This window comes from Photobacterium lipolyticum (genome assembly GCF_003026475.1).
Taxonomy (GTDB): domain Bacteria; phylum Pseudomonadota; class Gammaproteobacteria; order Enterobacterales; family Vibrionaceae; genus Photobacterium; species Photobacterium lipolyticum.
On sequence record NZ_PYMC01000001.1, the window covers coordinates 297,540 to 308,778 of the forward strand.

The 11,239-nt window shown below is 46.3% G+C and carries 13 protein-coding genes; all 13 read left to right on the forward strand.

What is annotated here, in order from left to right:
- Positions 1-4 precede the first annotated feature (4 nt).
- The 13 genes from C9I89_RS01225 (at position 5) to C9I89_RS01285 (ending at position 11,206) form a co-directional block, all read left to right on the forward strand.
- Positions 5-622 carry an aminodeoxychorismate/anthranilate synthase component II gene (locus C9I89_RS01225; protein ID WP_107281522.1) on the forward strand — a complete coding sequence of 206 codons (618 nt, stop codon included), beginning with the start codon at positions 5-7 and terminating at the stop codon, positions 620-622.
- An 18-nt stretch (positions 623-640) separates the two neighbouring features.
- Positions 641-1,651: an anthranilate phosphoribosyltransferase gene (gene trpD / locus C9I89_RS01230; protein ID WP_107281523.1), complete on the forward strand. Its 1,011-nt coding sequence runs from the start codon at positions 641-643 to the stop codon at positions 1,649-1,651.
- 2 nt (positions 1,652-1,653) lie between these two features.
- Entirely contained in the window at positions 1,654-3,024 is a 1,371-nt protein-coding gene (gene trpCF, locus C9I89_RS01235; protein ID WP_107281524.1) for a bifunctional indole-3-glycerol-phosphate synthase TrpC/phosphoribosylanthranilate isomerase TrpF, read from the forward strand.
- A 15-nt stretch (positions 3,025-3,039) separates the two neighbouring features.
- The gene (gene trpB / locus C9I89_RS01240) at positions 3,040-4,230 is read left to right on the forward strand and encodes a tryptophan synthase subunit beta (protein ID WP_107281525.1); all 1,191 of its coding nucleotides are present in this window, start codon (positions 3,040-3,042) and stop codon (positions 4,228-4,230) included.
- Positions 4,230-5,039: a tryptophan synthase subunit alpha gene (gene trpA, locus C9I89_RS01245; protein WP_107281526.1), complete on the forward strand. Its 810-nt coding sequence runs from the start codon at positions 4,230-4,232 to the stop codon at positions 5,037-5,039. The genes trpB and trpA overlap by 1 nt, the downstream gene beginning before the upstream one ends.
- Before the next feature lie 325 nt (positions 5,040-5,364).
- Complete coding sequence (locus C9I89_RS01250; protein WP_107281527.1) at positions 5,365-6,618, forward strand: dicarboxylate/amino acid:cation symporter; 1,254 nt, start codon at positions 5,365-5,367, stop codon at positions 6,616-6,618.
- Positions 6,619-6,987: 369 nt separating this feature from the next.
- Positions 6,988-7,527 (forward strand): septation protein A, encoded by a 540-nt coding sequence (locus C9I89_RS01255; protein WP_107281528.1) that lies wholly within the window; start codon positions 6,988-6,990, stop codon positions 7,525-7,527.
- 21 nt (positions 7,528-7,548) lie between these two features.
- On the forward strand, positions 7,549-7,947 hold the full coding sequence (gene yciA / locus C9I89_RS01260) for an acyl-CoA thioester hydrolase YciA (RefSeq protein ID WP_107281529.1): 399 nt from the start codon (positions 7,549-7,551) through the stop codon (positions 7,945-7,947).
- 200 nt (positions 7,948-8,147) lie between these two features.
- Positions 8,148-8,447, forward strand: a complete 300-nt coding sequence (locus C9I89_RS01265) for a YciI family protein (protein WP_107281530.1) — start codon at positions 8,148-8,150, stop codon at positions 8,445-8,447.
- Between the two features lies 1 nt (position 8,448).
- Positions 8,449-8,835: a type II secretion system pilot lipoprotein GspS-beta gene (gspS2, locus tag C9I89_RS01270; protein ID WP_107281531.1), complete on the forward strand. Its 387-nt coding sequence runs from the start codon at positions 8,449-8,451 to the stop codon at positions 8,833-8,835.
- 348 nt (positions 8,836-9,183) lie between these two features.
- Positions 9,184-9,615, forward strand: a complete 432-nt coding sequence (locus tag C9I89_RS01275) for an Hsp20/alpha crystallin family protein (RefSeq protein WP_107281532.1) — start codon at positions 9,184-9,186, stop codon at positions 9,613-9,615.
- A gap of 453 nt (positions 9,616-10,068) precedes the next feature.
- Positions 10,069-10,809: an SDR family oxidoreductase gene (locus tag C9I89_RS01280; protein WP_107281533.1), complete on the forward strand. Its 741-nt coding sequence runs from the start codon at positions 10,069-10,071 to the stop codon at positions 10,807-10,809.
- Positions 10,810-10,864: 55 nt separating this feature from the next.
- Complete coding sequence (locus tag C9I89_RS01285) at positions 10,865-11,206, forward strand: phasin family protein (protein WP_107281534.1); 342 nt, start codon at positions 10,865-10,867, stop codon at positions 11,204-11,206.
- Positions 11,207-11,239: the final 33 nt, after the last annotated feature.

Below are 11,239 nucleotides of genomic sequence, written 5' to 3' on the forward strand. Positions count from 1 at the left end.
GGAAATGACACAAGCACATATCGTCCTGCTGGATAACTTTGACTCCTTTACCTATAACCTGGTCGATCAATTCCGCTCGCTGGGTTATCCGGTCACCATTTACCGTAACAGTCTGAGTGTTATCCAGATGGAACGTGCGCTGGGTGAAAAAGACAATCCGGTATTGGTACTGTCGCCGGGGCCGGGCGCACCGGCCGATGCCGGTTGTATGCCGGCGCTGATACAGCGCGTTAAAGGAAAAGTGCCAATCATTGGTATCTGCCTCGGCCATCAGGCCATTGTTGAAGCTTACGGCGGTAAAGTCGAAGGGGCCGGTGATATCGTTCACGGCAAAGCGGCGATGATGACCCATAACCATCACCCGGTATTCGGTGATTTACCCAATCCGCTCTCCATTGCCCGTTACCATTCCTTAGTCGCTACCCGCGTACCGGAAAGCCTGGAAAATATTGCCGATGTGAATGGCCTGGTGATGGCGGTTACCAATGATGCCGATCGCGTTTGTGGCTTCCAGTTCCACCCCGAATCAATTCTCACCACTCAAGGCGCACAACTACTCACCAACACACTGAACTGGGTGACGTCAACAGCAGAGACAAGCGCGGGCACCAGCAACAAATAAGATAAAGGAAAACAGATCATGGATGCAGCAATCTACACCATTGCAAATAAATTATACCAGCAACAAGCACTGACTCAGGATCAAAGTCAGACGCTGTTTGATGCCATTATTAAAGGTGACGTTGACCCTATATTACTTTCGGCGGTATTGACGGCGCTGAAAATTAAAGGGGAAACACCGGCAGAGATAGCAGGCGCAGCACGTGCATTGCTGGCAAACGCCAATCCTTTCCCAAGCCCCGACTATGATTTTGCCGACATTGTCGGTACCGGCGGCGATGGTGCTAACACCATCAATATTTCGACCACTGCGGCTTTCGTCGCGGCAGCCTGCGGCGTCAAAGTGGCTAAACACGGTAACCGTGGAGTATCAAGTAAATCCGGCTCCTCGGATCTGCTGGATAAATTCGGTATCAACCTGGCGATGAGCCCAGAGAATGCCCGCGCCGCGTTGGATGAGCTCGGCGTATGCTTTTTGTTTGCGCCGCAATATCACGGCGGTGTCCGCCATGCGATGCCGGTTCGTCAGACACTGAAAACCCGGACTATCTTTAACGTGCTTGGCCCGTTGATCAACCCGGCGCGCCCTAAAATTGAATTGATGGGTGTCTATGACCAGGCATTGGTTCGTCCTATCGCCGAAACCATGGCAGCAATGGGCATGAAGCGTGCGGCAGTGGTTCACGGTTCGGGGCTGGACGAGGTCGCTATTCACGGTGAGACACAGGTTGCCGAAATCATTAATGGCGAGATCAAAGAATACACCTTAACACCCGCTGATTTTGGCCTTGATACGTATCCTCTGGAAGCCATTAAAGGTGGCGACCCGGAAGAAAACCGCGCCATCATCACCAATATCCTGACCGGTAAAGGGACTGACGCCCAGCAAGGTGCCGTCGCCGTGAATGTCTCACTGTTGCTGCGTCTGTTTGGCCAGGAGGATTTAAAAGCCAACACCCAAAAAGCGATTGATGCCATGCAATCTGGCAAAGCATATGAACTGGTTGAAAAACTGGCAGCACGAGGTTAATCATGGAAACAGTACTTGCGAAAATTGTTGCTGATAAACGTATTTGGGTTAACGAACGCCAAAAGCAACAACCCTTAGACAGCTTTATCGAACAATTGAAGCCGAGCGATCGCAGCTTTTATGACGCACTGTCAACGGATACGGCAGCCTTCATTCTTGAGTGTAAAAAGGCGTCGCCATCGAAAGGGCTGATCCGTGACGACTTCGACCTTGATTACATTGCGCAGGTTTATAACGGTCATGCCAATGCGATCTCGGTATTGACTGACGAGAAATACTTCCAGGGCAATTTTGATTTCCTGCCACTGGTTCGCCGTCAGGTAAAACAACCGGTGTTGTGCAAAGACTTTATGATCGACACCTATCAGGTTTACCTGGCACGCCACTATCAGGCCGATGCCATTCTGTTGATGCTGTCGGTTCTGGATGATGACGAATACCGTGAACTTGCCGCCGTAGCTGAAAAACTCAATCTGGGTATTTTGACCGAGGTCAGCAACGAGCAAGAGCTGGATCGCGCCATCGCACTGCAGGCCAAAGTTGTGGGGATCAACAACCGCAACCTGCGCGATCTCAGTATTGATCTCAACCGCACCAAAGCGCTGGCTCCTCGCCTGCCGCAAGAGACGATTGTTATTTCTGAGTCTGGTATTTATAACAACCAGCAGGTACGCGAACTGTCTGCCTATGCCAACGGCTTCCTGATCGGCAGCTCGCTGATGGCAGAAGATAACCTTGAGCTAGCGGTTCACCGGGTATTGTTTGGCGAAAACAAAGTCTGTGGCCTGACCCATGCCGATGACGCTTCGGCAGCCTATCAAAGTGGCGCCGTATATGGCGGCCTGATTTTTGTGTCATCCTCGCCACGTCAGGTGGATATCGAGCAGGCGCGTATGATCATGAGTGGCGCGCCACTCAAATACGTCGGTGTGTTCCGCAATGCCGATCCGGATGCGGTGAAAAAGGCGGCTGAATACCTGTCGCTGTCTGCTGTTCAGCTTCATGGCGATGAAACCCCGGAGTATGTACAAGGTTTGAAGGCCCAGCTACCTGCCGACTGCGAGATCTGGAAAGCCCATGGCGTAACTGATGCCATACCTGAATTTTCGCAGTGGCAAGTTGATAGACACCTGCTAGACAGTAAAGTCGGGCAGCAATCTGGGGGGACGGGCAAGACTTTCGACTGGAACCTGCTCAGTGATACCGATAAAGAAAACATCATGCTGGCTGGCGGTTTGACTCCCGAAAATGTCAGTGACGCAGCAAAGCTGGGGTGCAAAGGACTTGATTTGAACTCTGGTGTTGAAAGTACACCAGGTAAGAAAGATCGGGAAAAATTGAATGCGGCATTTGCGGCAATCAGAAAGTATTAAGGATTACAGATAATTATGAGCAAATTAGATGCCTATTTCGGCGAGTTTGGTGGCCAGTATGTACCTCAGATCCTGGTTCCGGCGTTAGATCAACTTGAAGCGGCTTTTATAGAAGCGCAGCAAGATCCGGCCTTTCAGGAAGAGTTCATGGGCTTACTGAAAGATTATGCCGGCCGTCCAACCGCATTAACCCTGTGTCACAACCTGACCAAAGGCACCAAAACCAAGCTGTACCTGAAGCGTGAAGATCTGTTGCACGGCGGCGCGCACAAAACCAATCAGGTGCTGGGTCAGGCACTGCTGGCAAAGCGGATGGGTAAAACAGAAATCATCGCAGAAACCGGGGCCGGTCAGCATGGTGTAGCGACGGCACTGGCTTGTGCTTTGCTGAACCTGAAATGCCGTGTTTACATGGGTGCCAAAGACATGGAGCGTCAGAGCCCGAACGTATTTCGCATGAAACTGATGGGTGCTGAAGTGATCCCTGTTCATTCGGGTTCCGCGACCCTTAAAGATGCCTGTAATGAAGCCATGCGTGACTGGTCTGGCAGCTATGAGAAAGCCCACTACCTGTTAGGTACTGCGGCCGGTCCCCATCCGTTTCCGACGATTGTCCGTGAATTCCAGCACATTATTGGCGAAGAAACCAAAGCGCAAATCTTAGCAAAAGAAGGACGCCTGCCTGATGCCGTCATTGCTTGTGTCGGTGGTGGCTCTAATGCAATCGGTATGTTTGCTGATTTCATTGGTGACACCGAGGTTGGCCTGATTGGTGTTGAGCCAGCAGGCAAGGGGCTGGATACCAATATGCACGGTGCGCCGCTGAAGCACGGTAAGCTGGGGATCTTTTTTGGCATGAAAGCACCACTGATGCAGGATGAGCATGGTCAGGTAGAAGAATCTTACTCGGTCTCTGCTGGGCTTGATTTCCCGTCGGTCGGTCCTCAGCACGCGCACCTGAACGCGACAGGCCGTGCTGAATATGGTGCAGTGACTGATGATGAAGCGCTTGAGGCCTTCCAATCACTGGCTCGTAATGAAGGTATTATTCCGGCACTGGAATCTGCGCACGCCCTGGCCTATGCGTTAAAAATGATTAAAGAAGCGCCTGAGAAAGAACAACTACTGGTTGTTAACCTTTCTGGCCGAGGCGACAAAGACATTTTCACTGTACACGATATTCTGGATGCTAAGGGAGCGCTGTAATGGATCGTTATCAATTATTATTTAACCGCCTGGCAGAAAAAAATGAAGGCGCATTTGTTCCTTTTGTCACCATCGGCGATCCGACACCAGAACAATCAATGAACATCATTGATACACTTGTCGAATCAGGCGCTGATGCCCTGGAGCTAGGGATCCCATTTTCTGATCCGCTGGCTGATGGCCCGACAATTCAAGGAGCCACTATTCGCGCTCTGGAATCTGGTACAACACCTGCGGTTTGCTTTGATTTGCTTGCTCAGATCCGTGCTAAGTATCCTGAATTGCCGATTGGCCTGCTAATGTACGCTAACCTGGTTTTTACCCATGGCATTGATACGTTCTACAAGAAATGTGCCGTTGCAGGTATCGATTCCGTCCTCATTGCTGATGTCCCGGTGAAAGAGTCTGCAGAGTTTCGCGAAGCCGCCGAAAAACACGGTATTCACCCGATTTTTATCGCCCCACCTAATGCTGATGAAGCCACGCTAAAAACGGTGTCCGAATTTGGCGGTGGCTATACCTATCTGCTTTCTCGCGCGGGGGTAACGGGTGCTGAAACGAAGGCCGGCATGCCGATAAATCATCTGCTGGAAAGCTTACAGGCATTTAACGCGCCACCAGCACTACTCGGTTTCGGTATTTCAGAACCCGCACAAGTTAAAGAAGCGCTGGAAGCGGGTGCGGCAGGAGCAATCTCAGGTTCAGCAGTAGTTAAAATTATCGAGCATAATCTGCAAAATCACCCAGCAATGCTGGATCAGCTCGGCCAGTTTATCAGTAGCATGAAGGCCGCTTGCCGACTTAACTAATACTTGATAAGGACCACAAAAGCCGCACAATACGTGCGGTTTTTTTGTTTGGAATAACAATTCAGAAATTCTTTCATTACCAGACAAGGAGAAGGTAAAAGCCAGTAATGTCGATATTTACAACTAACATATCAAGAATGACTGAAACAATCACACCCCACATATACCCTGAATAAATACCACCAAAACAATACATCGGAAATAATTATTGATAATGCTTAAAATTGCGTGTAAAAACACTTCTGCAATATATTGAGTTAACATTTATAACAACAACAGCACTTAACTCGGCGCAAAATTAACAAACACGACAGAGGTATCGAAAGTGTTAAAAGAAAAAGGATTATTAGGCAACATCGGCGTTCAAGTCGTTATTGCGATGGTTGTTGGTACTATTGCAGGCGCAATGATGGGGCCTTCGGCCAGCATCTTTGCCCCTTTAGGTAATATCTTCATTCACTTGATTAAAATGCTGGTTATCCCGCTTGTTGCGGTGGCTATCATTTCGGGAGCGGCAGGTCTTGGTAACAGCCATGCTGCAGGTAAAATAGGCCTGACAACCTTAGGCTTCTTTGGTTTCACTTCAGCAGTCGCTGTGGCACTGGCACTGGTTATGGGTGAAGTCTTCGAGCCAGGCATCGGTGTTGATCTGTCTGGTGTTGAAGGCATCTTCTCTGATGCTTATGCTACAAAAGGTGATTTACCTTCATTCTGGGCAACCATTCTGGGCATGATCCCAACCAACGTTTTCCAGTCCCTGAATGAAGCTAACATCCTGCAAATTCTGGTGTTCTGTCTGTTCTTCGGTATCGCCGTATCCAAGCTGGATAAAGAGCGACGTGATCCGCTGATCAATGGCGTAAATGCGATTGTTGATGCCATGGTGTGGATGATCAACGTTGTCATGAAAATTGCCCCATTAGGTGTATTCGGTCTGATGGCTGATGCTGTGGGTACCTTCGGTTTCAGCGCCCTGATGGTTGTATTCAAGCTATTTGTGGTATATGTCGCGGCAATTCTGATCTACGGCTTCATTTTCTACCCGTTAATGATTAAGGTGTTTAGTAAAACATCACCAATCAAATTCCTCGCTGCAATGAAGAAACCGCAGGCTGTTGCACTTTCTACCGCATCATCAATGGCTACTCTGCCGGTAACCATGGAAACCTGTGAAGAAGAGCTAGGCGTTAAAAACTCAACAGCCTCGTTTGTACTGCCGTTGGGTGCGACCATCAATATGAGTGGCAACGCAATCTACTACGGATTAGTGGCTATCTTCTTTGCGCAAATGTTCAATATTGATCTGGGCATGAGTGCATACATTGCGATTATCGTTACTTCAACTCTGGGTGCGGTTGGTCAGGCCGGTGTTCCGGGACCATCATTCCTGGTTGTGGCAGTATTGCTATCGGCAGGTATTCCAATCGAAGGTTTACCGCTACTGTTCGCTCTTGACCGTATTTTCGACATGATCCGTACTGCACTAAACATCACGGGTGATGCTGCATGCGCCGTTATCGTTGATAATCTGGTTAAAGATGAAACCAGTGAAATGAGCCCGGAAGCACAGCAGGCATAAGGCAGATCCACTAAACCTTATCCCTCCCTACCCACAGGAAGGCTGCAGACTCAGATCTGCAGCCTTTTTTGTTATTCCAAACTGACAGAGCTCTGATTGGATCAGATTACTAGCACTCTTCCACATAAATTATGGATAGTTGAAGTTCCTAGACACGTCATCCCGGAATTGAGGAACGAAATATCCGGGATCCAAGCTCTAGCCGTAGGCGCCTTAGATTCCGTATAAATTCGTTCCTCACTTTACGGAATGACGACGTTTTGTGACTGAACTGGTTAAAACTTCTGTGATGGAGTACCAGTCTGTTTGGTATTATGCCAATTGTATACGGTATACTTATAGAACATTACACACCGAGGTTGCCATTTAATGAAACAACTGCTCGATTTCATCCCTTTGATCATCTTTTTTCTCTTATATAAAACCCACGATATTTTTGTTGCGACAGGTGCATTAATGGTTGCGACAGCAATTCAGGTAGCACTGACCTGGTTCTTATACAAAAAAGTTGAAAAAATGCAGCTGATCACTTTTGTAATGGTCACACTGTTTGGCGGGCTAACTCTGTTTCTACATGATGAGGATTTCATTAAGTGGAAAGTCACCATTATCTATGGCATCTTTGCTGCCGGTTTAGCCTTTAGCCAGCTAGTACGCAAACCTCTGATAAAAACCATGCTCGGCAAAGAGATCAGCTTAGCCGAGGCGATATGGATGCGCATCAATCTCGCCTGGACAGGTTTTTTTGCCGTCTGCGCGATGATTAACATCTATATTGCGTTCAATTTCCCTCTTGATGTCTGGGTTAATTTTAAAGTCTTTGGCTTATTAGCCTTAACTTTGATTTTTACCCTTGCCACGGGCGGTTATATTTACCACCATATGCCCAAAGAAACCGATTTAAAATAGTAGTAGAGTCCTGAAACGATAATGAACACAGAAAATAGCATCCCACGCGGACAACTGCTGCTCCGCACCCTGGCAATGCCAGCAGACACCAATGCCAATGGCGACATTTTTGGTGGCTGGATCATGTCCCAGCTTGACCTTGCAGGTGCAATCCTGGCAAAAGAAATATCAGGCGGTCGTGTCGTTACTGTTTCTGTCGACAGTATTGCGTTTAAAGCCCCTGTTGGTGTGGGCGATGTCGTATGTTGCTACGGTGAATGTAAACGTATTGGTAACACCTCAATGAGTATCGCGCTTGAAGTCTGGGTGAAGCCTGTCGCCCATGAAGGCATTGGCGAACGTTACAGGGTGTGTGAGGCAACCTTTAACTATGTTGCCATTAACAGCGAAGGAAGACCTCGCCCAATTAAAAGATCCTAGACTCTCCTTAATCATTTTGCAGTCATCGCAAATGATTGGAGGATATAGCTTAATGTCTTTAAAAAGGCCTGAAAATCTAGTTCAGGCTTTTTTTATTGGGTACTATAGTGAAGTTATACCAATCGGGATAATAATCTGGTCATTCAGATAATTGTCCCGATTGGTATTAAATCGCCTAATAAGAAGGGAGTAACAAGCGAATGTGGTATGTGATTTTTTCTCAAGATGTTGAAAACAGTTTAGAGCGCCGTATGGGTGTGCGTGAAAAGCATCTTGCCCGCCTGCAGGATCTGCAAGCCGAAGGGCGCCTTCTTGTTGCTGGCCCGATGCCTGCAATCGATAGTGAAACCCCGGGAGAAGCCGGCTATACAGGCTCAACGGTCATTGCCGAATTTAATTCTTTGGAAGAAGCGCAGTGCTGGGCTGATGCCGACCCCTATATCGATGCTGGCGTTTATGAAAACGTAATTGTTAAACCATTCAAGAAAGTATTGCCATAGTATGTTGAAGAAAATTATAGCACTTGGCGCACTTCTGATATTAGCTGGCTGCGCCTCAACCCAGGATGACACTGCTCGCGCGCTTGCAGAAAGCCGAGCCGCCTCAATCAACAATAAAGCCCCTTATAACAAGGTCGACCAATATCAGGTCATGAAGGCTCAATCACGGGATAAAACGGTAGAGATCACCATTCTTTATGGTGGGGGTAGCAAAATTGCACCATCACAGGCTGCGAAAACAGCCGCCAGCAATTACTGTAATAGCAAAGAAATTACCCCGCTGTTCAATGAAGGCGTCAGCTATAACATCGTGATAATAGATATGCGCGGTCGTAAGATGGTTGAGCAGCTGGTATATACCGACTACTGTAAAAAACTTGCTCAGTAGCTGCTAAGTTTATCAAGCGATTGCTTTTATATAGAACAAGCTTTATCGCCCCCTTCAGCATTACATCAAAACCCTGAAGGGGGCTATTTTGTCTCGAGTGAAAATTAACGCTTTCAGACCACCTGATCGATTTGCATTAAGAATTCAAGCGCAACTTATTGCTCAATCATACTTGTACTTAACAGCAAGTGACTCGCCATAGTTAACTCACATGAAATTCTTATACCCAAAACACTTCACCTAATATAAAAATTCAAATCTCATTGTTACCTGGGATATTACATCTCAACAAATTTGGACTAACATATAAATGCAATGGTGCAATGATGAAATTTGACGGAGAATATTATGAACATAGTACCTCGCAATCCATGGCGTGACCTTTTTCATATGTTTGACGATATCGAAAGTGCATTCCCTATGCTGCGGCAAACACTGAGTGCAGAAACAATGACACCAAGAGTCGATATTGTTGAAAATGAAGATAACTTTGAAATATCAGCAGAGCTACCTGGTGTAAATAAAGAAGATGTTTCTTTACAGATCGAGAACGGTTCACTGATAATCAAAGCGAGCACGCAGCAAGAAGTCGAAGAAAAGGAGGGCGGTAGAATAATTCGTCAGGAGCGCCATATCGGTAAATTCATGCGCAGTTTTTATGTCGGTCAAGATACCAAGCAAGAAGATATTCAAGCTGAGTTTCACAATGGTTTACTGAAAATTCAAGTCCCCAAACTTGAATCGAGCAAACCTCAACCAATTCAAATAGAAGTAAAATAATCTCATTATTATCATAAAAATAAAGAAAAAAGGCTGGTGCTGTTTGCAGCCTTTTTTTACATTAAAGAAGTGATTTTTTACCTTTTTAAGATCGCGTCTCACTTTTCCCCCACTGACTTCCCCCATCCTCTTTCAGCCATAATCCAGTCTCCGCACACCCCGCCATTGTCTACGCCAATTATGATTCGGTGAATTTTGCCCTATCTGCAATGCATTTAATTTTATCTATCCTATAATGCAATATATCAACAGCAATAGCGTGGTCGGTCATCCGACCTGCCACAAAAACGTTAACCTGAAAGGAGATAACTAAGCCTTACGGTATTTATCAATAAAACAATACTGAAAAAGTATCATTATTTAATTATGGCAAGCATTCTTATTAATGAGAATTGTCCTGATAATTAACGTCATATTGGTATTTCACGAGATAACGACAGGGAATTGACTTAGATGAATAAGAAAGTATTAGTAACAGGTGCAAAAGGCGGAATTGGTTCTTCAATTACAAATGTTCTTCTTGATGCAGGTTATCGTGTTATTGCCGCTTACTCTCCAGGTAATAAAGAATATGCTATTGAATGGTTTGAAAAAAATAACTATTCAGAAAATCAGGTTCGCTTACTCCCCCTTGATATTACAAACACTCAATCTTGCCGAGAATCTCTTGAGTCTTTGCTTCAAGATGAAGGTCATATTGATGTTCTGGTGAATAACGCAGGGATAACGCGCGATTCAACCTTCACACGTATGTCCGTAGAGCAATGGCACGAGGTTATCAATACTAATCTCAATAGCCTATTTAATGTCACCCAACCACTTTTTTCTTCCATGTGTGAGCGCGGAAATGCCCGCATCATCAATATCTCATCGGTCAATGGCTTAAAAGGGCAGTTCGGTCAGACGAACTATTCTGCGGCTAAGGCTGGCATGATTGGCTTTACTAAGGCCCTTGCCGCAGAGGGCGCACGTTTTGGGGTAACTGTAAATGTGATTGCACCAGGCTATACTGGTACACCGATGGTAGAAGAAATTCAGCCAGCCGCACTTGAACGTATCAAAGCACAAATACCGTTGAGACGCTTGGCTACACCAGATGAGGTCGCTGGAGCTGTTGCCTATCTTGCAAGTGATGCCGCCACCTATATCACCGGAGAGACGTTGTCTATTAACGGCGGTTTATACATGCAATAAGCATTAGCAGCTTTGACCTATAGGGCCGCATTAATCCCCAATGAGGAGTCGCAATATGTACCCGGAAATGTTTGAAACATATATAGAACAAGCAGAAAAAGCATTTGCCCCATATGTGAAGTTCAATCAACTCATTACTAAAAATATTGAAGGTATTGTAGAGCTTCAACTAAACGCAATGCACAAATATAGAGATATTGGCTTGTCTCAGCTGAAAGCTACTGGTGAAGTCAAAGATGTTCAATCTTTAGTTGCTTGCAATAACCAACAGTTAGAAAACCTGACTAAACTCTCTCAGCAAATGAATGATGATAGTCATCAACTGACAGCCATGACACAAAAATTCATCAAGGACGTCGATCACTTAATAGCTGAAAACGCAAAAGCATCACTTTAGCTTAGGGCTTTGCTGACTATCAACCGAGATGCA

Bases quoted from the DNA above. Each gene is read 5' to 3' on its own strand.
- C9I89_RS01280 (WP_107281533.1), top strand. From the start codon at position 10,069: ATGAATAAGAAAGTATTAGTAACAGGTGCAAAAGGCGGAATTGGTTCT.
- trpB (WP_107281525.1), top strand. From the start codon at position 3,040: ATGAGCAAATTAGATGCCTATTTCGGCGAGTTTGGTGGCCAGTATGTA.
- gspS2 (WP_107281531.1), top strand. From the start codon at position 8,449: ATGTTGAAGAAAATTATAGCACTTGGCGCACTTCTGATATTAGCTGGC.
- C9I89_RS01225 (WP_107281522.1), top strand. From the start codon at position 5: ATGACACAAGCACATATCGTCCTGCTGGATAACTTTGACTCCTTTACC.
- C9I89_RS01285 (WP_107281534.1), top strand. From the start codon at position 10,865: ATGTACCCGGAAATGTTTGAAACATATATAGAACAAGCAGAAAAAGCA.
- trpCF (WP_107281524.1), top strand. From the start codon at position 1,654: ATGGAAACAGTACTTGCGAAAATTGTTGCTGATAAACGTATTTGGGTT.
- trpA (WP_107281526.1), top strand. From the start codon at position 4,230: ATGGATCGTTATCAATTATTATTTAACCGCCTGGCAGAAAAAAATGAA.
- C9I89_RS01275 (WP_107281532.1), top strand. From the start codon at position 9,184: ATGAACATAGTACCTCGCAATCCATGGCGTGACCTTTTTCATATGTTT.
- C9I89_RS01265 (WP_107281530.1), top strand. From the start codon at position 8,148: ATGTGGTATGTGATTTTTTCTCAAGATGTTGAAAACAGTTTAGAGCGC.
- trpD (WP_107281523.1), top strand. From the start codon at position 641: ATGGATGCAGCAATCTACACCATTGCAAATAAATTATACCAGCAACAA.
- C9I89_RS01255 (WP_107281528.1), top strand. From the start codon at position 6,988: ATGAAACAACTGCTCGATTTCATCCCTTTGATCATCTTTTTTCTCTTA.
- yciA (WP_107281529.1), top strand. From the start codon at position 7,549: ATGAACACAGAAAATAGCATCCCACGCGGACAACTGCTGCTCCGCACC.